Raw genomic sequence first — 21,961 nt, 5'->3', positions numbered from 1 at the left:
TGGGAGATCGATAATGGCACTGCAATCCTTAGATATCCGGCGCCTGTCCGCCACCACGGTGACGCCGCCGCAGGCGCGTACCCCGGTGACGGGCACCGTGGCCAAGCTGATCGACGTGTCGAAATGCATCGGCTGCAAGGCTTGCCAGACGGCGTGCATGGAATGGAACGACCTGCGTGACGAGGTCGGCGAAAACCATGGCACCTACGACAACCCGACGGACCTGACGCCGCAATCGTGGACGGTGATGCGTTTTGCCGAACACGAAAGCAACGATGGCAACCTCGAGTGGCTGATCCGCAAGGATGGCTGCATGCACTGCGAGGACCCGGGCTGCCTGAAAGCCTGCCCGGCGCCGGGCGCCATCGTGCAATACACGAACGGCATCGTCGATTTCCACCAGGAAAACTGCATCGGCTGCGGCTACTGCGTGGCCGGCTGTCCTTTCGACGTGCCCCGCATCTCGAAGAAGGATGACCGCGCCTACAAGTGCACCTTGTGCTCGGACCGCGTGGCCGTGGGCCAGGAACCGGCCTGCGTGAAGACGTGTCCGACGGGCGCCATCGTGTTCGGCACCAAGGAAGACATGAAGGTGCATGCGGAAGAGCGCATCGTCGACCTGAAGTCGCGCGGTTTCGAGAACGCGGGCCTGTACGACCCGCTGGGCGTGGGCGGCACGCACGTGATGTACGTGCTGCACCATGCCGACAAGCCGCGCCTGTATTCCAACCTGCCCGACAAGCCGAGCATCAGCCTGATGGTGGGCTTCTGGAAGGGCTGGGCCAAGCCGCTGGCCGTGGCAGGCATGGCGGCCACGGCGCTGGCGGGCCTGTTCCACTACACGCGTGTCGGTCCGAACGAAGTGAGCAAGGATGAAGAACGCGAAGCCCTGGACGAGGCCAAGCGCATCAAGGAGGGGCAGCATGAATCATCATGAACAGCACAGTGAACTGCACAATGGCAAGCTGTACGACAAGGATGGCAATCCGCTGATCCAGCGCTACAACCCCAACGAGCGCACGAATCACTGGGTGACCGCCATTACCTTCGTCATGCTGGCCCTGTCCGGCCTGGCCATGTTCCATCCGTCGATGGCGTGGCTGGCCAACCTGTTCGGCGGCGGGCAATGGACGCGCATCCTGCATCCGTTTGCCGGCCTGGTGATGTTTGTTTCGTTCGCAATCCTCGTGGTGCGCTTCTGGCACCACAACAAGTTCGAGGACGGCGACAAGCAGTGGCTGAAACAGATGGATGACGTGCTCAACAACCGCGAAGAAAAGCTGCCGAAGATCGGCAAGTACAATGCGGGCCAGAAGATGCTGTTCTTCGCCTTGCTGGCATGCATGTGCGGTTTGCTGTTGTCGGGCATCGTGATCTGGCGCGCGTATTTCGCGTTCTATTTCCCGATCCCCGTCATCCGCGCGGCCGCCTTGCTGCATGCCGTGTGCGCGTTCGGCATCATCTGCGCCATCATCGTGCACATCTACGCGGCCCTGTGGGTCAAGGGCTCGATCGGCGCCATGGTGCGCGGCACCGTCACCTACGGCTGGGCGCGCAAGCACCATCCGAAGTGGTTTGAGGCGGAGATGCGCAATACGGAAAAGTAGGCCGTAGGGTAGGTCGGCTTAGCTTTGCGTAAGCCGACATGCTTCGCCGGCGGATTTTTTGCATGCCAGCGACAGCCGGGGCCGGTCCCACAGGATCGGCCCCTTTCTCTTTATCGATTAAAATAGTTTCGAAACACAGCCGCATCCGTCGGATGGGCTCGCCGAATGTACTCGGCCTTTTTTGATGGGAAAACTCCATTGGTACAACGCATACTCCAGCCAGGCGAAATCGAAGGCCTGGACCATAACGCGATTCCGCGCCTGCTGCTGCCGCAGCCTGACAGCCTGTTTACGGCGCGCGCCTTGCGCTTGCGCGAACTGGCGCAGGGCAAGATCAAGGGCATCCCCGTCGATGCGGGCATGCAGGGCTACCTGGTGCTGATGGCCGCGCTGGCCGATGCGCAGGCCGCTGTCGTCGCCAGGCTGCCGCCCGGCACCGTGCCCGTGGCCGACGCCGAAGTGCTGCGCCGCGCCATGGCCCACCGCATGCCCGTGCTGCCCGTCAACGGCGCCCGGCCACCCGTGTGGCGCGCTATTTTCGCCAGCCTGCTCGATGAACTGGCCGCCACGGCAGCCCGCCAGCCGGCCCTGTCCGGCGGCTTGAACCAGGTGCTGGCGCAGCTGCGCGCGCTCGATGACACGGCGCTCGATGCCTGCGCCGATGCCGTGCTCGACGAGAACGGCGACAACCTCAATCCCATGCATGCGCCGTTCGTCGCCGCCGCCCTGCAAGTGCTGTGGTCGACGTCGGCCAGCCAGCTGCGCGCCACGCGCGTGCCGGACCTGGAAACGGGCACCCTGTGCCCCGTCTGCGGCTCGCACCCCGTCGCCAGCGTGATCCGCATCGGCGGCGGCTCGCAGGGCTACCGCTATCTGCACTGCGGCATCTGCGAAAGCGAATGGCATATGGTGCGCGTGAAGTGCTCGACGTGCGAACAGAATGGCAAGATCGCCTACCAGGGCCTGGACGCAGCCGACGCGGCGCCGTTCGACCCCGTGACGGCGAAGGACGACAAATTGCCGAACAAGGCCAACGATCCGAAGAAGGTGGCGCGCGCGGAAACCTGCGACGACTGCCACACCTACCGCAAGGTCTTCAACCAGGAGCACGATTACAACGTCGAGCCGCTGGCCGACGACCTGGCCAGCCTGATGCTCGACCTGCTGGTGGGCGAGGCGGGCTACCAGCGCGCCAGCGGCAATCCGCTGCTGTGGCTGGGGAAGAGCGAAAGCAGCGAGGGCCAGCCAGCATGACGGCCGGGCAAACCGTGCGCCTGCCGTCGGTGGATCGCATCCTGGGCGACGCGGTTTGCCTTGATTTGATCGTCCGGCATGGACGCGTGCAGACGCTGGCCTGCGCGCGCGCCGTGCTGGCCGAACTGCGCACGGCCATGCTGGCGGGCGCAGTGTGCGAGGAGGGCGCATCGATTGCCGCCATCGCCGCGCAGATGGACGAACGCCTGCAGGCGCAATCGCGCTCGCCGCTGCGCGCCGTCTTCAACCTGACGGGCACGGTGCTGCACACGAACCTGGGCCGGGCGTTGCTGCCCGACGCCGCCGTGCAAGCCGTGGTGGAAGCGCTGCAATGGCCGATGAACCTGGAATTCGACCTGGAGACGGGCAAGCGGGGCGACCGCGACGACCTGGTCGAGGAACTGCTGCGCGAACTGACGGGGGCCGAAGCGGCCACCATCGTCAACAACAACGCGGCCGCCGTGCTGCTGATGCTCAATACCCTGGCGCAGGGCAGGGAAGTGATCGTCTCGCGCGGGGAACTGGTGGAAATCGGCGGCGCCTTCCGCATCCCCGACGTGATGACGCGCGCCGGGGCCGTGCTGCGCGAAGTGGGCAGCACCAACCGCACGCACCTGGCCGATTACGCGAACGGCGTGAATGCAGATACGGCCCTCTTGATGAAGGTCCATTGCAGCAATTACGCGATCACCGGTTTCACGAAAAGCGTGGAGCTGGACGAACTGGTGCCGCTGGCGGCGCAACACGGCGTGCCCACGGCCGTGGACCTGGGCAGCGGCACCCTCGTCGACCTGGCGCAATACGGTCTGCCGCATGAAACGACGGTACGCGAAACCATCGAAGCGGGCGCCGACCTGGTGACGTTCAGCGGCGACAAGCTGCTGGGCGGCCCCCAATGCGGCGTCATCGTCGGGCGCGCCGACCTGATCGCGAAGATCAAGCGCAATCCCCTGAAACGCGCGCTGCGCGTGGGCAAGCTGACGCTGGCCGCCCTGGAGCCCGTGCTGCGGCTGTACCGCGCGCCGGACTTGCTGGCCGAGCGGCTGACCACCTTGCGCCTGCTGACCCGTCCCGCCGCCGCCATGCGCGCGCAGGCGGAGATCCTGCTGCCGCTGCTGCAGGGCGCGCTGGGCGCCTCCTACGTGGTGACGGCCGAAGCGATGCGCAGCCAGATCGGTAGCGGCGCCTTGCCCGTCGACCAGCTGCCCAGCTTTGGCCTGGCCATCCGCAGCGCCCCCGCGTCGCGCGTGAGCAATCCGCTGGGCGCGCTGGAACAGCGGCTGCGTGCCTTGCCGTGCCCCGTGATCGGGCGCATTGGCCAGGACACCCTGTGGCTGGACCTGCGCTGCCTGGAAGCGGCGCACGAGGCGGCCTTCATCGGGCAGCTCGGCGAGTTGCGCGCATGATCGTCGGCACCGCAGGCCATATCGACCATGGCAAGACGACCTTGACGCGCGCGCTCACGGGCGTGCACACGGACCGCCTGAAGGAAGAGCAGGCGCGCGGCATCTCGATAGAACTGGGCTATGCCTACCTGCCGCTGCTTGACGGCACGGTGCTGGGCGTGATCGACGTGCCCGGCCACGAAAAATTCATCCGCACCATGGCTTCCGGCGTGACGGGCATCGACTTCGCCCTGCTGGTGGTGGCAGCCGACGACGGCATCATGCCGCAGACGCACGAGCACCTGGCGATCTTGCAGCTGCTGGGCGTGGCGCGGGGCGCCGTGGCGTTGACCAAGGTCGACCGCGCCGATGGCGCCCGCGTGGCGCAGGTGGAAGCCGATATCGAGGCGCTGCTGGCCGGCACGCCGCTGGCGGGCAGTCCCATCTTCCCCACGGCCGCCAGCCAGGAGCATGACCCGGGCGTGGCGGCCCTGCTCGCGCATTTGACGCAGGTGGCGCGCAGCTTGCCGCGGCGCGACGAGCGGCGCCTGTTCCGCCTGGGCGTGGACCGCGTATTCACCTTGTCGGGGCAGGGCACCATCGTCACCGGCACGGCGCTGGCCGGCATGGCCACAGTGGGCGCTACCTTGCAGCTGGCGCCCGGCGGCGCGCAAGCGCGCGTGCGCAGCATCCATGCGCAGAACCGCGCGGCCGAGACGGGCATGGCGGGCCAGCGCCTGGCGCTGAACCTGGCCGGCATCGACCGCGAACGCATCGAGCGGGGCAACTGGATCGTCGCGCCGGAACTGGCGCAGTGTTCCGAGCGTCTCGACGTGGAACTGACCCTGCTGCCCGACGCGGGCGTGCAATTAAAAGCCTGGTCGCCGCTGCACGTGCACCTGGGCGCGGCGCACCAGCTGGCGCGCGCCGTCATGCTCGATGGCGAGACCCTGTCGCCGGGGCAGACGGGCAGGGTGCAACTGGTGTTCGATGCGCCCATGCACGGCGTGCCGGGCGACCGCTTCGTCGTGCGCAATGCGCAAGCCACGCAGACGGTGGGCGGCGGCATGGTGCTCGATCCGTTCGGCCCCGCGCGCAAGCGGCGCAGCCCCGTGCGCCTGGCCTGGCTGGACGCGCTGGCGGTGTTCGTCGCGCACGGCGATTATGCGGCCCTGCTGGCGCAAAGCCCGCTGGGCCTGCGCGAGTCGCTGCTCGTGCGTTTGTCGCTGCTGCCGGCCGCTGCCATCGCGCTGCCGCCCGACACGCAACGCATCGGCTTGCGTGCCGGCGACGCCCTGCTGCTGGCACCGGCGGCGCGGGCCGTGCTGGAAGAGCGGATGCTGGCCGCGCTGGCCCAGTTCCACGCGCGCGCGCCGGATGAAGCGGGGCCGGAGCTGTGGCGCCTGAAGCGCATCGTCGACGCGGAAATGGAAGACGCCTTGTGGAGCCACCTGGTCGAAGGCTTGCTGGCGCAGGACAAGGTGCAGGCGCGCGGCGCCAGCCTGCACTTGCCCACCCACAGCGTGGAACTGACGCCGCAGGAACAGGCCATGGCCGAGCCCTTGCTGGCAGCCCTGGTGCAAGGGCGCTTCGATCCGCCCTGGACGCGCGACCTGGCGCGCCACTTCGGCCTGGCCGAGGATGAAACGCGCCGGCTGCTGCGCAAACTGGCCAAGGCAGGCCAGATCAGCCAGGTGGTGCACGACCTGTTTTATCACCAGGCGGCGCTGGCCGAGCTGGCGCAGCTGGTGCGGGAACTGGCGCAAAAGGCCGAAGACGATGGCGGCTTGCCAGCCGGCAGCGGCGCCGTCGGGGCGGCCACCTTCCGCGACGCAAGCGGCCTGGGCCGCAAGCGGGCGATCCAGGTTCTGGAGTTCTTCGACCGCGTCGGTTATACTCGACGTGTTGGCAATGGGCATCTATTACGCCCGCAGGCGCTGTGGTCCTACGCTGCAGCCTTGCCCAGCAGCTAGCTCAGGCACCGCGGAAAGCACACTCATCCGGTGATGTGGCCGGGCTTCAAACCCGGTGGAGGGCGTCAGACGTTCTCCCGTAGGTTCGACTCCTACTGTTTTCCGCCACTTGCTCCTCTCTTCCTTTCCCCCGCAAGCAGACCGTCCCGGCGTTGGCCTGTTGCCACGTTGCGGAAAATAAATGGTTTAATTGGCAATATGCTGCGATGCCGGCGCGGGCCGATGGTAACATCGGCTTGAATCCTCCGTAGCAGATGAAAGCAAGCATGAAACAAGCAAGCATGGCACGGCTGCTGGCAGTGGTGGCGCTGATGCCGGCGCTGGCCGCGGCGGCGGACGTGCGCGTCGTCGGCGAGCACTTGCCGCCATCGAGCATGATGGAAGGCAATGTCGTCGTCGGACGTGAAACGCTCAAGGTGCGCGAGATCATGGCGCGCGCGGGCCTTTCCTACGGTATCGAACTGCTGCCGTGGAAGCGCGCGTATGCGCAGGCGCTGCGCGAAGCGGACACCTGCATCTTTTCCACCACGCGCACGCAGGAGCGCGAAGCGCAGTTTCGCTGGATCGGCCCGCTGAACGAAGCGGAATGGGTGTTGTACGGCCTGGCCGAACGGCACCTGGCGCTGCGCACGCTCGACGATGCGCGCGGACTGGTGATCGGCACGGTGCTGGGCGACGCGCGCGACGACTACCTGCGCCAGCGGGGCCTGAGCGTGGCGCCCGTCACGCAGGAATGGCTCAATCCGCAAAAGCTGCTGCTCGGGCGCATCGACCTGTGGGCCGTGGGCATGGCGGTGGGCAGCAAGCCGTTTGCCGGCAAGCAGTGGGAGGGCAAGGTGGTGCCGCTGCTGACCTTTAACCGCGTGCAGACCTATCTGGCCTGCAACAAGCAATTGCCCGAGGCGCAGGTGGCGGCCATGCAGCGCGCCGCTGCCGCCATGCGCCGCGACGGCAGCATGGCGCGCGAACAGCTGCGCTGATCCGCTGCGCCGGTTCAGCTCTCCAGCCACTGGCGCACGCAGTTGCGCCCTTCGCGCTTGGCCTGGTACAGGGCCTGGTCGGCATGGCTGTAGGCCGTCTCGAACGCCGTGCCGGCGCGGTTCCAGCTCAGGCCCACGCTGACGGTGATGGCGCGCGTGATGGGCGCCGCATGGCGCTGGCGGCCGACGGTGTCGCAGATGCGCTGCGCGATAGCGGCCGCGTCGTCGCGCGAGGACGTGGGCCAGACCACGGAAAATTCTTCGCCGCCCACGCGGCCGATGGCCGTTTCCTGTCCCAGCAACTCCTTCAGGCAGTCGACCACGGCCTGGATCACGCCGTCGCCGGCCGGGTGGCCGAAGTCGTCGTTGACCTGCTTGAACAGATCGATGTCGAGCACGATCAAGGCCATGTCGCCCTGCGCCAGGCAGCGCGAGGCGTGGTCGATCACGGCGCCGCGGTTCAGGGCGCCCGTCAGCGGGTCGTGCGTGGCGCGGTATTCGAGCTGGCCGGCCAGGGTCTGCAATTGCCGGTTCAGCAAATGCATGTCGCGCTCGGCGCGGTCGCTGCGGCCGATCAGGCGCCGCGTCTCGCGCATCAGCCGCTCGTAGTGGACAATCAGTTCGCCGAGCACGCGGCGCTGCGCCTCGCCGCTGGCATGGCCGTCGGCGTGCATGCGGCGCGCGGCGGCCAGCGCGGCCGCTTCCACGGTGAACAGGTCGGGCTCCAGTTCGGCCTCGGAGATGGCGGCGCGCATGCTCTAGCTGCCCTGCACGGGATGGTCGCGGAAATCGAGCGCCGTGAAATCCTGCTGCAGCTCCTGGCCGAATTCCAGGATGGTGTCATCGTCCTCGTCGTGATACCAGTTCAGGCGCACCTGGTTGCCGTCCATGGCCGCCTGGTTCAGGGTGTCGAACAGGGTAAACAGCATCTTCGTGCTGGAGCTGTTGAAGTAGGCCAGCGAGACGTTGACGGTGATGGCGCTCTCGCGGCAGCCTTCCAGGTAGGCGCGTACGGCGGCGATCAGCGGGCCGTAGAAGGCGGCCGCGTTTTCCGGATACGACTCGCCCTTGATCGACAGGGTGTGCTGCTCGAAACGGAAGTCGATTTCGGGCGAACTCGGGGTCGCGGCGATGAACAGTGGTGACGGTAATTGCATATGCTTTCCTGAGTCGGCTCTTTCAAATGATGGCTTTGATGCAGAAGATGGTGTGCCCCGGCTCCTGGGGATCCTGGACGAATTCGAATTCCAGCGGTTCGCTGGCGTCGCGCGCCATGGTGAGGAAGCCCAGGCCCGCGCCCTTGCTGTCGGCCGGCGTTTCCTCGCGCAGGGCCTTCTTGTAGGCGAGCCGGATTTCCTCCATCGTCATGGTGTGCAGCGGTTCCAGCCGGGCGCGGATCTGCGCCACGTTGTCCGTCGAGACGGGGTTGGCGCACAGCAGGAAAAAGCTGTCGCCGCGCGTGCCGATGCAGAACGAGCCGCGCCGCATCTGCTGGTCCAGCTGCGCATCGGGCGTCAGGCTGTCCGCCGAATAGTGCATGATGTTTTGCGACATCTCGATGAACGAGGAAAAGATGCGCCGCCGCGTGGGGCCGGCCGCTCCCGCCGTATCGAGGCGCGCCTTGATGGTTTCGGAAATGGCGCTGACCACGTGCTGCGAGAAATAGCCCACGTAAAAAAAGATGATGTTGCGCTTGCGCGCCACATCCCAAAACTCGTTGAATTCTTCGTACAGCACGTCCGTGCTCCTGGCTAGCCGGTGACCCGGTTTCTTGTTGATAAGGTGGCTCGATGGCGTCAAAACTACAGGCGGAAACAGAAAAAGGTCAGGTCGTCGCGGCGCGGCTGCTTGCCTTGCCAGGCGGCGCTGTCCTGCAGCAGCGCCGCCGCCACGTCGCTGGCGGGTGCGTCGCGCTGCGCCAGCAGCTGTTCGCGCATGCGCCGCTTGCCGTAGGCGATGTCGCGCGCGCCGCCGATCTGGTCGAGCAAGCCGTCCGTGGTGATGAACAGCAGGCTGCCGGCGGGAATGTCGAGCGTTTCGTTGTGCCAGCAGTAGCCGGCCGGCGTGTCGACATAGCCCACGCCCATGCGCGCGCCGTCGATGGCGCGCACGGCGTCTTCGCCTGGCGCGACCACATGCAGCGCCAGTTTCGCGCCCGCGAAGCGCAGGCTGGCGCTGGCCGCGTCATGGCACAGGAAGGCGCAATCCATGCCGTCGTTCGAGCCGGCGTGGCCCGTGGCTTCGCCGCTGCCCGCATCCTGGCCCAGCAAGGTCTTGATGGCGCGGCTGACGGCGCCGATCAGGGCGGCCGGATCGCGCGGGCCCAGTTCGCGCAAGGCCTGGCTCAGGGCCGACGAGGCGATCAGGGTCATGAAGGCGCCCGGCACGCCGTGGCCCGTGCAGTCGGCGATGGCGGCGAACCAGCCGCCTTCGTAGCGTTCGAAAAAATAGAAGTCGCCGCCGACCACGTCGCGCGGCTGCCATTCCAGGTGCGCGTCGGGCAGGGTGGCGCGCAATTCCGCGTCCGAGGTGCGCAGCAGCGCGCGCTGGATCACGCTGGCGTAATCGATGCTGTGCATGATCTGCCGGTTCTTTTCCGCCTGCATGGTGGCCACCACGTTCATCAGCTGCAAGCCGAAGCCCACGCCAGCCAGCGCGCCATCCTCGGTGATGATGAAGCCGTCGGCCAGCGCCTTTTCGCCCGCTTCCACGGCGCGGAAGGTCAGGTCTTCGATGCTCATGGCGCCGTCGACGATCAGCGGTTCCTTGTCCATGAAGGCGATGCAGCTCTTCTTGCCGTACACCTCGTGATAGAAGGGCTTGGACATCTGCGACATGAAGATGTTGCGGCTGATTAAGCCGATGGGGCGCTGCTGTTCCGTGACGGGCAGGCTCATCATGTCGCGCCGTTCCGTGAACAGTTCCAGCACGGCGAAATTGCTGGCGTCGGCCTGCACCGATTCCGTGGGAATGCACAGGTCAAGCGCCACGGACGTGCGATAACGGGGAAGATGCAATCGAGAAGCGTTGAACTCCACAGCGGCTACCTTTACATGACGATCGGACCCTTGTTGTCGCGGCGGCAAGGCGACTGACAAACAGGCAATATCATCATGGTAGCTGCCGAATATGACGGCTTGATTACCAGCTTGTCAAAACCGTATGCAAGATGGCTGCATGGCAAGCACCTCACGGGCGCCGGGCCAGCCTCTGCGCCTGTGCCAGCCAGCGCTGTCTTTGTGCTTCTGTGGAATCGATGAGGGGGCCGAAACTGGCCACCCTGACGGGCTTGACGCCGCAAAATTCCAGCGTCGTCTTGCGCAGCTGGTGGATGCCGGGCATGCGGTAGATCCAGCGGAAATACCACGGCGGCGTGTCCATCGCCACCAGCAGCTGCGCCGTGCGGCCCGTCAGCAGCTGCGCCGGGAACGCCTTGCCGGGGCGGTACTTGAAGGCGTAGCCGGGCAGGAAGACGCGGTCGACAAAGCCTTTCAGCAGGGCCGGCGCGCCGCCCCACCAGATCGGATAGGCAAACACCAGGTGTTCGGCCCAGCGGATGGCTTCCTGCGCGGCCAGCAAGTCCGGTTCCAGCGGCTGCACCTGGCGGTAGCCTTCATGCAGGACGGGGTCGAAGTCCAGCTGGCCCAGGCGCAGTTCGCGCACCGCGTGGCCCTGCGCGCGGGCCGATTCGGCATAGGCCTCGGCGAGGGCGGCGCAGAAACTGTCGCTGGACGGGTGGCCGAGGAGGATGAGAATGCGCTTGGGTGTCGTCTTGCTCATGATGCAGGCTTTCCATTAAAGAAGAGCTTGCATGCTAAAGCCTGCCCCTGGGGGCAGAGTCAAGCGCGTCGTGTTACGCTGCCTGCGGCTGCTGGCGCGCCAGGCAATCGCGGATTTCCGTATCGATGCCGGCCAGTTCCGCGTCGAGCTGGCGCAGGCGGGCGATATCCTGCTGCACCTGCGCGCGCTTGGCGGCGATGTGCCGCGACAGGGCGGCCCAGTCGGTATCGTCGCCGGCCAGGATGGGGAGCAGTTCGGCCAGGCGGAAGCCCAGGGTCTGCGCCTGGCGTATCAGCCTCACTTGCGCCAGGTCCTGCTGCGTATAGACGCGGTAGGCGCCGGAACGGCGCACGTCGCCCAGCAAGCCCAGGGTCTCATAGTGGCGCAAGGCCTTGGGCGAGGTGCCCGTCAGGCGGGCGATTTCTCCGATGTACATGGCTGTCCTTTCTTGAGCATGGGCGGGCGCAGTGTAGCGCAAGACGGGGCAGGGCGGAACGCCGCGCCGCCCCGGCGCGCTCAGGCCCGGCGCGGCGGGATTTTCTTGGCCGTGCACTCTGCGCAGGTGCCGTACAGCGACAGCGCGTGTTCGTGCAGCACGAAGCCCCGTTCGGCGGCGATCTCGTTCTGGCGCAGTTCGATGCCTTCGTCGACGAATTCATCGACCTTGCCGCAACCCGTGCAGACCAGGTGGTCGTGGTGCTGGCCTTCGTTCAATTCAAAGACGGCGTGGCCCGATTCGAAATGCCGGCGAAACAGGATGCCCGCTTCGGCAAACTGCATCAGCACGCGGTAGATGGTGGCCAGGCCCACGTCGATCTTTTCAGCCAGCAAGAGTTTGTAGACATCGTCCGCACTCAGGTGCTTGATCGTGCCTTCTTGAAACAGCTGCAGAATCCGCAAGCGGGGGATGGTCACTTTCAAGCCCGATTCACGCAGTTCCCTCAATATATCCATGTCTCCCATTCCTTTTTGTAGTCGCCTGAGCGAGGTAGTGCATTATATCGCAAATGATAATCATTACTATTCTCATTTGTATTGTGCGTAGTGGAAATATTATGCTGGCTAGCTGGCCTGGCAACCAGTGACATCGGCGCAAGTGGCGCTTGCGCCAGGAGCAACTTGTGCCTGCGCTATGGCTGAGGATAAAAAATCGCGCTCGAATCGCTATACTGTGCAGCAAGCAATAACAATGGAGCGGGGCATGGACCGATTTGATGCGATGCGCATTTTTACGCGCATCGTCGAACTGCGCAGTTTCACGCAGGCGGCGCATGACCTCGGTTATCCGAAGGCCACCGTCACGCATGCCATCAAGCAACTCGAAGCGCGCCTGCTGCAGCGGACCACGCGGCAAGTGACGCCCACGCCCGATGGCGACGCGTACTACCAGCGCTGCGTGCGCCTGCTGGCGGACCTGGAAGAAACGGAAGCCGTGTTTTCCTCGGCGGCGCAGCAGCCGGCCGGCAAGCTGCGCGTCGACTTGCACGCCACCCTCGCCATGCATTTCGTGATGCCCGTGCTGGACCGTTTCTGCGCCCGCTATCCACTGATCGAACTGGAAATCGGCATGGGCGACCGCCTCGTCGATTTGGTGCGCGAAGGCGTCGATTGCGTGCTGCGCGTGGGCGAACTGGGCGACTCGTCCATGGTGGCGCGCCGCGTGGCGCTGCTCGAGCAGGTGACGTGCGCCAGCCCCGCCTACCTGGCCGCGCACGGCACGCCGGAGCATCTGGCGCAGCTGGACGGCCACCGCGCCGTCAATTTCTTTTCCGCCCAGACGGGCAAGGTCTGGCCCTTCGATTTCAAGGTGGCGGGGCAGCGCCACAGCGTGGCCTTGGGGGGCACGGTGTCTGTCAACAATGCCGACGCGTATCACGCCTGCTGCCGCGCGGGCATGGGCTTGATCCAGGCGCCCCGCTATCACCTGGAGCAGGCGCTGGCGGCCGGCGAACTGGTGGAAGTGCTGCGCGACTTGCGGCCCGACCCGCTGCCCGTGTCCGTGCTGTATCCCCATCACCGGCAATTGTCGCCGCGCGTGCGCGTGTTTGCCGACTGGGTCGCCAGCCTGTTTATCGCAGCGAACTAATTTTGCAATGCGGCATTTCTTGACCTGTGCAAAGGAAAAAATCCCTCTTTCCAGCCCTTCTGGCCCTATTTGATGTGGATCAAAGTTTTTGTTGCGCTGCACTCTTAGACTTCGCAGCGTTACTTAACGACAAAAAGAGGGAACTAGAATGAAGAAGTCCGCAACTGCAGCAGCAATCGTCCTGGCCGCCATTGGCGCATTCGCCGGTAACGCAATGGCACAGGAAGGCCCATGGCTGGTTCGTGCACGCGCCGTGCACCTCGACCCGGCCGACAAATCTGCTCCGATCGGCGGCGTGGGCGCATCCGACCGTTTGCATGTCAGCAGCAAGACGATTCCTGAAATCGATATCTCGTATTTCTTTACCCCCAATATCGCTGCCGAACTGATCCTGACGTATCCGCAAAAGCATGACGTCAAGCTCGACGGTAACAATATCGGCACGTTCAAGCACCTGCCGCCGACCCTGTCGCTGCAATATCACTTCATGCCTGAAAAACAGTTCAGCCCTTACGTGGGCGCAGGCGTGAACTACACGAATATTTCCGATGTGAAATTGCTGAACGGCGCCGGCCGCCTGGAACACGACAGCTGGGGCTTCGCGCTGCAAGCTGGCGTCGACTACAAGCTCGATAAAAACTGGTCGCTGAACTTCGACATCAAGAAAGTGCAGATCCGCAGCGACGTCTTCATCGGCGGCGCCAAGGCCAGCGAAGTCAAGGTGGATCCGCTGCTGATCGGCGTCGGCGTCGGCTACCGCTTCTAAGCATGGCATGACTGCGCCCGCGCGGTGCGGACAATAAAAAAGGACGGCCTTGGCCGTCCTTTTTGCATGGCATGCAGCGGTTTATTTTTTCAGCGTCTTTTCCAGTGCCAGCTGGTAGTCCGTCTTTTCGTAGCCGGGCAGGTATTTGTTCGTCGCGTCGAGGAAGGCGCGCGAGCGGTAGGCCGCTTCCAGGTCCTTGACCCATGGCTTGGCCTTGTCGGCCGTGCGGATGGCCACCAGGTTGATGTAGCTGTCCGAGATCTTTTCCACGCTCAGGGCGGACGTCAGCTTCATGCCGGCGGCCAGGGCGAAGTTACCGTTCACAAAAGCGTAGTCGGCGTCGGCCAGCGAACGTGGCAGCTGCGCCGCTTCCAGCGGCACCAGTTTCAGCTTCTTCGGGTTTTCCAGCACGTCGCGCTCGGATGCGCGCAGCGGGTCGACGTTCGGTTTCAGCTTGATCCAGCCCATCTTGCCCAGCATCACCAGCGCGCGCGCCTGGTTGGTGGGATCGTTTGGCATGGTGATTGTGGCGCCGTTCTTGACGTCCGCCAGCGTTTTCTGCTTGCCGCCGTACAGGCCGATCGGCATGGTCGGCACGGTGATCAAGGAGCTCAATGGCAGCTTGTTATCGGTGGCGAACTTGGTCAGATACACGATGTGCTGGAACACGTTGGCGTCCAGCGAACCTTCGGCCAGCGCGTAGTTCGGCTGCACATAGTCGTTGAATTCCACGATCTTGACCTTGTAGCCCTGTTTTTCCAGGATAGGCTTGATGCCCAGCTTCAGCTGGTCGGAATACGGACCGGAGCTGGTGCCGATGACGAGTTCTTTCTGGTCCTTGGCATGGGCGGCGGTGGCGAAGGCCAGGCTGGCGGCGGCCAGGAGCAGGTTGCGGCGTATGTGGTTCATGTATGTCCTTGTTTCTGAATGGGGATTAACGTTTGTCGAGGCGCTTGGCGATGCGCGTGCCGGCGAACTGGATGGTTTGCACCAGCACGATCAGGATGGCCACGGTGGCGACCATGATGTCCGTCTCGAAGCGGTAGTAGCCGTAGCGGATGGCCAGGTCGCCGATGCCGCCGCCGCCCACCACGCCGGCCACGGCCGAATACGACAGGAAGCTGATCGACAGCACGGTCAGGGCCAGCACGAGGCCGGAGCGCGCTTCCACCAGCAGCACGCGGAAGATGATCTGCATCTCCGACGCGCCCATGGCATGCGCCGCCTCGATCACGCCGCGCGGCACTTCGCGCAGGTTCTGTTCCACCAGGCGCGCCAGGTAGGGAATGGCGGCAAACGACAGCGGCACGCTGGCTGCCAGCGGGCCGATCGAAGTGCCCGCGATGATGCGTGTAAACGGCGTCAGGGCGACGAGCAGGATGATGAAGGGGAAGCTGCGCACGGTATTGACCAGCCAGCCCAGGATCGTCGACAGGGGGCGGTTTTCCAGCGACTGGCCTTCCGAGACGAGGAACAGCAGGATGCCCAGCGGGCCGCCGATCAGGATGGCGGCCGTCAGGCCGATGCCCAGCATGGTCATGGTCTGGCCCAGGGCCACCCAGATTTCCGGCAGCAGGTTGATGACGTTATTGATCGATTCTTCAAACATGTGTTGCATCCTTCCATGCGGTGGCTTCAAACGCCTCGGTGCCGTAGTAAGCCAGCTCGCGTCCCAGCGCCGTCTTGCGCGGGGTGGCCGTGTCGCTCAGGTCGAATTGTTCGGCGATGGCGCCGTTTTCCACGACGGCCACGCGGTTGCAGATGGCGCCCAGCACCGATAGCTCATGGCTGACGATGACGATGGTCACGCCCAGACGCGCGTTGATGTCGCGCAGGGTGTCGAGCAGGGCGCGCGTCGTTTCCGCGTCCAGCGCGGACGTCGGTTCGTCGCACAGCAGCACGTCCGGGTGGCTGGCCAGCGCGCGGGCGATGGCCACGCGCTGCTTTTGCCCGCCCGATAATTGCGCGGGATAGCTGTGCAGCTTGTCGGACAGGCCCACCAGCGCCAGGCATTCCTCGACCCTGGCGGCGATCTGCTCGCCCTTGGCCGTGCCATGGATTTTCAATGGGAAGGCGACGTTGTCGAAGACGCTGGCGTTTTGCAGCAGATTGAATTGCTGGAAAATCATGCCGATATTCTGGCGCGCGTCGCGCAAGGCGCTTTTGCTCAGGCTTGTCAGTTCGCGCCCGGCCACGGTAATGGTGCCGCTGTCGGGGCGTTCGAGCAGGTTAATCAGGCGCAGCAAAGTCGATTTGCCGGCGCCGCTCTTGCCGATCAGGCCGAAAATATCACCGGGATAGACTTCCAGCGTGACCGATTTGACCGCGTGGAATTGTTCGCCTTTGGGCAGCGCGAAGGTCTTGTTTGCGCCATCGATGCGAATCACCGGCGTACGGTGTGGTGTGGTCATGCAGTGTTTCCTTTTTTATTGGACCGTGACAGGCGGGTAAAGGGGCCGGATCGGGATGGATCGGGCCGGCCTGAAACGTCGGTTGCGTAGTATACCTCCGATCGTGTTATTACTCCTACGACAGAATCTTGCTTTGAATATGCAAATAATGTCTATACGGATGTTTTGCAAGAGCAAAAGCGGATTTTTGGCGCTCAGCCGATAGAAAATTCGACGGGGATCGACAATTCGAGCGGATCCGGCCGTTCCTTGGGGATGCGCGGCAGCGGCGCGGCGCGCTGCAAGGTGTCCAGCGCGGCCTGGTCCAGCGCCGCGGAACCGGAACTGTGCTCGATGGCGGCGGCCAGCACCTGGCCATCGCGGTCTATGCGGCAGCGCAGATACACCACGCCCTGTTCCTGTCTTGCGCGCGAGGCGGTCGGATAGCGGCGGAAGCGTTCCATGCGCGCCAGTACCTTGCCTTCCCAGCTGGAAACGCCGCTGTGCTGCTCCTGCGGCGCGGGCGGCAGGGCGGGCGAAGGGGGCGCCGCCGCCACGGAAAGCGCCGCGGCCGGCGCCGGCGTCACGGGCGCATGGCGCACCTCGGCGACGGCGGCGAGGCTCTCCGCTTGCGGCGGCATGGGCGCCGCCTCGGGCTGCGGCAGCACGAATTGGCGGATGGCTGGTGCTATTTTTTTGACAATGGCGGCGGACGGTGTCGCGGCCGCGCTGACCTGTTCAGCAAGATTCTGCTCCAAAGGCCGGGGCGGGGCGGCGGGCAGCAACAGCAGCATGGCCGGCTGCGCGGCGTCGGGCACGATGGCCAGCACGGGCGTGGCGGGTGCGCGCTGGTACAGCGCCCAGCCCAGCAGGGCGCCGTGCATGGCGAAGACGGCGGCAACCGTCAGCGGACGGCGCCAGTCCGTGGGCGGCGCCGGTGTTGCGCCGGCCGCTGGCGGCGGTCCGTTCGGGCGGCGCAGCAGATAGATGATGACGGCGATTTCCATCGCGCCCACCATGGCGATCACCCACCATGGCGGATGGCCCAGGCACATGGCGACAAAGCCGATGGCCATGCCCAGACAGGCCATGGCCTTGCCGCGCCGCGACACGGCGCGGTGTTCGCGCCACTGGCGCAGCGGCGCGCCGAAGCGCGGATGGTGCAGCAGCCAGTGCTCCAGGCGCGGCGAGGCGCGGCTGAAACAGGCCAGCGCCAGGATCAGGAAGATCGTCGTCGGCATGACGGGCAGCAGGGCGCCGATCACGCCCAGCGCCACCATCAGCATGCCGGCGGCCGTCCACGCCCAGCGGCGCAGGCGTGCCGTGTGGGCTTCCGCGCCTGCCCGGGTCACTGGCTCTTCCATCAGGCGCAGGCCTCCACGTGGCCATGCATGAGCAGGAAGGCGGCGCGCGCGCCGTCGATCATGCGCGCTTCGCCGGCGCTGTCGAGGGTGGCCGTGTCGAGCACGGACGTGAACTCGCGCCAGTGACGCGCGCGCCCGTCCGGATGGCCGGCCAGGTGGCGCGCGCCGTGATGCTCGTCCAGGCCTATCTTGCCGGCCAGCTTGTACAGGATGGCCGCGCCCAGCTTCGAGCCTTCGCTTACATACAGCCAGCCCAGCGCCGTGGCCAGGTCCAGCTGCGCGTCGAATGGCGGCGTGGCCGCATCGGCCGGCAGGGCCGTGTCCAGGTCGTGCAGGTCGGCCGCGATGCTGGCGTAGCGGCGGCGCTGTTCCAGGTCCGGCAGCAGGGCGGCCAGCTGCGCGTTGTCGTACAGCGCATCGACGTCGCGCAAGAACGCGTACTGCGCCTGCAGGAAGCGCGCGTAGCTGGCGCGGCTGGAGAACGGGGCGCTGGCCATGATGCGCTGGTCCAGCAGGTCGTGGGTGGCCATGGTGTCGGCTTTCAGGCGCTGGCTGCGGGTCGGCGCAGGGTTGGTCGGGATGGCGTTATGGGTGATGCTGGTATCGCTTGCTGCATTCATGATGGGTCGTTTCTGCTCTCTATTATAAGGATGAATCACATTAAAATCGCATGCCGAAGGTGACGCGTGCCGTGCGGCCCGGTCCCGGCATCAGGCTCAGGGTCAGCGGATCGAGGTAGTAGCGGTCCGTCAGGTTGTCCACCGCCACGTCGAGGGTGGCGTTGGGCGTGATCTTGTAGCTGGCGAACAGGTCGGCCAGGGTGTAGGCCTGCGTCAGCACCTGCGGCGAGGTGCCCGTCCACGTCTGCCATACGGCCTTGTCGTCCTGGCGCGCCAGCGGATGGCCCACGTGCGTCAGGCGCGTGCCCACCGTGAGCTTTTCCTGCAGCCAGCGCGTGCCCAGGGTCAGGTTGGCGCTCAGCTTGGGCTGGATGTGGTTGCTCACGTAGGAACTGGTAAAGCCGATGGGCGAGCAGTCTGGCGTGTTCCAGATATCGGATTTCCAGCTGCTGGCCTTGCGCAGATAGGCTGCCGTGGCCGCGTCGCAGATCATCGTCTTGCGGTTCCAGGTGCCGGAAAAATCGGCGAACACCGTGCCGCGGTCATATGCCGATTGCAGCTCGACGCCCGAGACGCTGTATTTGTCCGTGTTCGCCATCGAGAAGTTTTGCGCATAGGCCGGCAGGTCCGGGATCGGGCGGCGCGTGATGTAGCCGTGCGTGACGTTGTCGAAGTAGGACACGCGCAGGCGCAGCTTGTCGCTGGCGCTCCACACGCCGTCCTTGACCACGCTGACGCCGATTTCGCGGTTGTGGCTGCGCTCGGGCTTGAGCGGCGACGAATAGGTGGCCGAAAAGCCCATCGTCGATTCGTACAGGCTGGGCATGCGCAAGCCGCGCGCGTCGCGCAGGAACAGGCTGACGCTGTCGGACAGGCGCGCCGTCAGCGCGACGGTGGGCGAGAAGCCGTGGTCCTTGCGGCGGATCGGCGTGCTGTACTTGAACTGGCCGGGGATGGCGTCGCGGAAGACATAGCCGTTGCCGCTCCAGTCGTCGACGCGCGCGACGTCCAGCGGCACGGGGTCGGTGCCATAGTTTTCCACCATGCCGCCCACCAGCGCGGGATTGGTGGCGGGCGTGAACTGGCCCTGCGCATCCTGGTACCACTTCGCCGCGCCGATCTGCTCGCCGTCCTTGTCCCACATGGTGACCCATTGCCAGCCCTGCGGGTGGTATTGCTGTTCCGCGCGACGGTTGCGGTCGCGCGTCTCGAAGCGCTGGAAGCGGCCGCCCGCGTCGACGGTCAGCCAGTCGCGCGCCTGCCACTGCAGCGAGGCGAACACGCTCTGTTCCTGGCGCTTGCCGTTGCGCAGCGTGTGATTGGCGTTCAGGTCTTCATCGAGGATGCGCACGCTGTCGGCCGGGCCGATATCTTCATTTTGCAGGGACAGGCCGTAGTCGAGCTTGAGCGCGCCGATGCCGGTGGCGAAGCGCGAGGTATTCGTCAGGTCCGCGCCCACGCGGCGCGCCTGGTTCTTCGCCAGGTACAGCACTTCCACACATTCCTTGCATTCGTGGTCGCCCGGATTGGGCTTGCCTTCCAGCGGATTGCTGAAGATGTCGCCGTTGCGCGACTTGCTCTGCATGTCCGTCAGCCACAGGTTGGCCTTCAGGTCGATCAGGTTCTGGCCTTCGGGTTTCCATTCGTAGCGCGCCGTCAGCGCGTTCGTGCGCACCTGGCTGGGGTCCCATTGGGGAATGCTGCCGGTGCTGTTGCGGTAGATTTGCGAGGGCATGATTTCGCCGTAGCTGCTGTCGAAATAGCGGTAGCCCAGCTCCAGTTTCTGTTCGTGCGGCAGGCGCAGGTTGGCCTTCAGCAGGGCCGAGGTGGTGCGGTTGGCCGTGTTCAGCACTTCGTCGCCCTTCTTGAAGAACTGCGTCACGCCATCGTCGCCGCCCCATGCATTGGGCAGCTGGTAGCGTTCGAAGCCCTGCGTGCCGGAAAAGTAATTGCCGATGCTGCGGTGGCTGACGGCGGCCACCAGGTCGTAGTCGTCCTGGCGCGTGGCCACGGCGATGCTGCCAAAGCCGCTGCGCGGGTCGCCCAGCTTGTTGCGGTGCGTGCGCGGCGCGCTGCCGAAATCCGTGGGCGCCGTGACGCTGTTGTCCTGGATGCCGCCGCGCAGGCGCACGCCCGTGCGCTGGCCCGCCAGCAAAATATCTTCCGGGCGCAGGGTCTGCATGCTGACCATGCCGCCGATGGCGCCCGCGCCCTGCGCCGACAGGTTCGGGCCCTTGTCGATGCGGATGGCACTGATCAGGTCCGGGTCGATGTAGCTGCGGTCGGCGATGCCCGCGTAGCCGCGGTAGACGGTCGACGATTGCAGGCTGCCGTCGATCAGCACGGGCACGCGGCCCTGGCCCTGCATGCCGCGCACGTTGACGTCGACGGCGCCGCTGTTGCGGCTGTCGCCCACCTGCACGCCGGCCACGCCCTTGAAGATGTCGGCCGGCGAGGTACCGCGGAAGCGCTCGATCTGCTCGCGGCCGATGTACACGGAGGCGGCCGGCGTCAGGTAGGGCAGGTCGGCCGGGTCCGTGTCATCGGCCTCGAACGTGCCGCTGCCGCCCTGGCCATTCACGCGCAGGGTGCCGATCTGTACGGCGCCGGCAGCGACGGGCGCGGCGGCGCTGATGATGATGGTCGTGCCGCCCTGCAGCTGCGCCTGCAGGCCGCTGCCGGCCAGCAGCTGGCGCAGCGCATCGGGCAGCGAATGGCGGCCCTGCAGCGGCGCGCTGTGCCGGCCTTCCGTCAGGCGCGCATCGGCCAGCAGCACCATGCCGGCCTGGCGCGCCAGTTCATTCAGGGCGCGGCTCAAAGGCTGCGCGGGGATGCGCCATTCCACCTGCGGCGCCGGCGCGGCGGCGGCATGCAGGGCGGGCGTGGCGAAGGCCAGGCCGATGGCCAGGAACAGGGGAGAGAGGCGGGCGTGCAAGCGATGGCGCGGTAAAGTCATGTGCATGTTTTTCCTATGGTGATGTGGTGATCATTCATAGTTAAAACGAATGAGTATCATTTACCCTGACGTGCGGATTGATTTTATTTCCTTGCATATTCAAAAAATCAGCGGGCGAGGATATGCAGCTTGCCGTCCTGGCGCAGCAGGCGCACGGGCAGGGCCAGCGGCAGGGCGGCGGCAAATTGCGCGGGCAGCCTGGCGTCGAAGCTGCCGTTCAGGCGCAGGCCCGCCAGCGCGGGATCGCCGAGCACGAGGCCCGTGTCGCCATAGCGCTCGAATTCGGCCAGCGCCTCGGCCAGGGTGGCATCCTCGAAATCGAGGCGCCCTGTGCGCCAGTTGCCCACGGCTTGCGCATTGACCCTGGCCGGCGCTTGCATGCCGTGCGGCGTGACGGTGACGGTGTCGCCGGCCTGCAGCATGGCGGCTGGCGCGCCGCTGGCACCTTCCACGCGCACCGTGCCTTGCGCCACGCTGACTTGCGTGGCGCTGTCCACATGGCGCACGGAAAAATGCGTGCCCAGCACCGTCGCCGTCGCCGCTCCCGCCACGACCTCGAATGGCCGCTCGGCATCGGCGTGCACATGGAACATGGCCTGGCCGCGCAGCAGGCGCACGCTGCGCCGGTCGCGGTACAGGGCCACGTCGACGGCGCTGCCGCTATCGAGGTCGATGCGGCTGCCATCGGGCAGGATCTGCGTGGCGAACTGGCCGCGCGCCGTGCTGTAGTCGTGCTGGAAGCCGGGCTGGCGCAGGTGGCCGGCCAGCGGCCAGGCCAGCAGGCCGCACAGCAGCAGGCA

Annotated in this window: 22 protein-coding genes and 1 tRNA gene; 9 read left to right on the top strand and 14 right to left on the bottom strand. The window is 65.7% G+C overall.

Annotation, left to right across the window (positions count from 1 at the left end; all coding sequences use genetic code 11):
* Positions 1-13: 13 nt before the first annotated feature.
* The 7 genes from fdxH (at position 14) to GCN75_RS21705 (ending at position 7,199) form a co-directional block, all read left to right on the top strand.
* Complete coding sequence (fdxH, locus tag GCN75_RS21735) at positions 14-937, top strand: formate dehydrogenase subunit beta (RefSeq protein ID WP_152284259.1); 924 nt, start codon at positions 14-16, stop codon at positions 935-937.
* A complete protein-coding gene (locus GCN75_RS21730; protein ID WP_226941513.1) occupies positions 924-1,607 on the top strand; it encodes a formate dehydrogenase subunit gamma in 684 nt (227 codons plus the stop codon). Before fdxH ends, GCN75_RS21730 begins: the two co-directional genes overlap by 14 nt.
* A gap of 198 nt (positions 1,608-1,805) precedes the next feature.
* The gene (gene fdhE / locus GCN75_RS21725) at positions 1,806-2,861 is read left to right on the top strand and encodes a formate dehydrogenase accessory protein FdhE (protein ID WP_152284258.1); all 1,056 of its coding nucleotides are present in this window, start codon (positions 1,806-1,808) and stop codon (positions 2,859-2,861) included.
* Positions 2,858-4,267 (top strand): L-seryl-tRNA(Sec) selenium transferase, encoded by a 1,410-nt coding sequence (gene selA / locus GCN75_RS21720; RefSeq protein WP_152284257.1) that lies wholly within the window; start codon positions 2,858-2,860, stop codon positions 4,265-4,267. Before fdhE ends, selA begins: the two co-directional genes overlap by 4 nt.
* The gene (selB, locus tag GCN75_RS21715) at positions 4,264-6,219 is read left to right on the top strand and encodes a selenocysteine-specific translation elongation factor (RefSeq protein ID WP_152284256.1); all 1,956 of its coding nucleotides are present in this window, start codon (positions 4,264-4,266) and stop codon (positions 6,217-6,219) included. Before selA ends, selB begins: the two co-directional genes overlap by 4 nt.
* Positions 6,220-6,231: 12 nt before the next feature.
* Positions 6,232-6,327: transfer RNA gene (locus tag GCN75_RS21710), tRNA-Sec, on the top strand.
* 158 nt (positions 6,328-6,485) lie between these two features.
* Complete coding sequence (locus tag GCN75_RS21705; RefSeq protein WP_226941512.1) at positions 6,486-7,199, top strand: substrate-binding periplasmic protein; 714 nt, start codon at positions 6,486-6,488, stop codon at positions 7,197-7,199.
* Positions 7,200-7,213: 14 nt separating this feature from the next.
* On the opposite strand, the gene GCN75_RS21700 is transcribed toward GCN75_RS21705, so the two are convergent.
* The 7 genes from GCN75_RS21700 to fur all read right to left on the bottom strand — a co-directional run bounded on the left by GCN75_RS21700 (position 7,214) and on the right by fur (position 11,933).
* Positions 7,214-7,954 carry a GGDEF domain-containing protein gene (locus GCN75_RS21700; protein WP_152284255.1) on the bottom strand — a complete coding sequence of 247 codons (741 nt, stop codon included), beginning with the start codon at positions 7,952-7,954 and terminating at the stop codon, positions 7,214-7,216.
* 3 nt (positions 7,955-7,957) lie between these two features.
* Positions 7,958-8,356, bottom strand: coding sequence for a DUF1987 domain-containing protein (locus tag GCN75_RS21695; RefSeq protein ID WP_152258221.1), 399 nt, complete (start codon positions 8,354-8,356; stop codon positions 7,958-7,960).
* 22 nt (positions 8,357-8,378) lie between these two features.
* Positions 8,379-8,936: a SiaB family protein kinase gene (locus GCN75_RS21690; protein WP_071322933.1), complete on the bottom strand. Its 558-nt coding sequence runs from the start codon at positions 8,934-8,936 to the stop codon at positions 8,379-8,381.
* A gap of 65 nt (positions 8,937-9,001) precedes the next feature.
* A complete protein-coding gene (locus GCN75_RS21685) occupies positions 9,002-10,216 on the bottom strand; it encodes a SpoIIE family protein phosphatase (RefSeq protein ID WP_193317597.1) in 1,215 nt (404 codons plus the stop codon).
* Between the two features lie 172 nt (positions 10,217-10,388).
* Entirely contained in the window at positions 10,389-10,979 is a 591-nt protein-coding gene (locus tag GCN75_RS21680) for an NAD(P)H-dependent oxidoreductase (protein WP_152284253.1), read from the bottom strand.
* A 73-nt stretch (positions 10,980-11,052) separates the two neighbouring features.
* Positions 11,053-11,415, bottom strand: coding sequence for a MerR family transcriptional regulator (locus GCN75_RS21675; RefSeq protein ID WP_152284252.1), 363 nt, complete (start codon positions 11,413-11,415; stop codon positions 11,053-11,055).
* An 80-nt stretch (positions 11,416-11,495) separates the two neighbouring features.
* The gene (fur, locus tag GCN75_RS21670) at positions 11,496-11,933 is read right to left on the bottom strand and encodes a ferric iron uptake transcriptional regulator (protein WP_152258217.1); all 438 of its coding nucleotides are present in this window, start codon (positions 11,931-11,933) and stop codon (positions 11,496-11,498) included.
* Between the two features lie 247 nt (positions 11,934-12,180).
* Between fur and GCN75_RS21665 the strand changes: the two genes are divergently transcribed.
* Both GCN75_RS21665 and GCN75_RS21660 read left to right on the top strand, forming a co-directional pair.
* A complete protein-coding gene (locus tag GCN75_RS21665; protein WP_152284251.1) occupies positions 12,181-13,065 on the top strand; it encodes a LysR family transcriptional regulator in 885 nt (294 codons plus the stop codon).
* A gap of 148 nt (positions 13,066-13,213) precedes the next feature.
* Positions 13,214-13,831 (top strand): OmpW/AlkL family protein, encoded by a 618-nt coding sequence (locus tag GCN75_RS21660; RefSeq protein WP_152284250.1) that lies wholly within the window; start codon positions 13,214-13,216, stop codon positions 13,829-13,831.
* Positions 13,832-13,912: 81 nt separating this feature from the next.
* On the opposite strand, the gene GCN75_RS21655 is transcribed toward GCN75_RS21660, so the two are convergent.
* The 7 genes from GCN75_RS21655 to GCN75_RS21625 form a co-directional block, all read right to left on the bottom strand.
* Complete coding sequence (locus GCN75_RS21655; protein WP_152284249.1) at positions 13,913-14,740, bottom strand: MetQ/NlpA family ABC transporter substrate-binding protein; 828 nt, start codon at positions 14,738-14,740, stop codon at positions 13,913-13,915.
* Positions 14,741-14,765: 25 nt separating this feature from the next.
* Positions 14,766-15,440: a methionine ABC transporter permease gene (locus tag GCN75_RS21650; protein WP_046683994.1), complete on the bottom strand. Its 675-nt coding sequence runs from the start codon at positions 15,438-15,440 to the stop codon at positions 14,766-14,768.
* Positions 15,433-16,242 carry a methionine ABC transporter ATP-binding protein gene (locus tag GCN75_RS21645; RefSeq protein ID WP_152284248.1) on the bottom strand — a complete coding sequence of 270 codons (810 nt, stop codon included), beginning with the start codon at positions 16,240-16,242 and terminating at the stop codon, positions 15,433-15,435. The genes GCN75_RS21650 and GCN75_RS21645 overlap by 8 nt, the downstream gene beginning before the upstream one ends.
* A gap of 194 nt (positions 16,243-16,436) precedes the next feature.
* Positions 16,437-17,585 (bottom strand): TonB family protein, encoded by a 1,149-nt coding sequence (locus GCN75_RS29980; RefSeq protein ID WP_152284247.1) that lies wholly within the window; start codon positions 17,583-17,585, stop codon positions 16,437-16,439.
* Complete coding sequence (locus GCN75_RS21635; protein WP_152284246.1) at positions 17,585-18,205, bottom strand: biliverdin-producing heme oxygenase; 621 nt, start codon at positions 18,203-18,205, stop codon at positions 17,585-17,587. Before GCN75_RS21635 ends, GCN75_RS29980 begins: the two co-directional genes overlap by 1 nt.
* A gap of 40 nt (positions 18,206-18,245) precedes the next feature.
* Complete coding sequence (locus tag GCN75_RS21630) at positions 18,246-21,167, bottom strand: TonB-dependent receptor (RefSeq protein ID WP_152284245.1); 2,922 nt, start codon at positions 21,165-21,167, stop codon at positions 18,246-18,248.
* Positions 21,168-21,268: 101 nt separating this feature from the next.
* On the bottom strand, positions 21,269-21,961 hold a 693-nt coding region (locus GCN75_RS21625; protein WP_152284244.1), incomplete at its 5' end, for a FecR family protein.

It is taken from the genome of Janthinobacterium violaceinigrum (assembly GCF_009208555.1).
Taxonomy (GTDB): Bacteria; Pseudomonadota; Gammaproteobacteria; order Burkholderiales; family Burkholderiaceae_D; genus Janthinobacterium; species Janthinobacterium violaceinigrum.
Note: the sequence above shows the minus strand (reverse complement) of the source record. Positions and strands in the feature narration are given on the sequence as shown.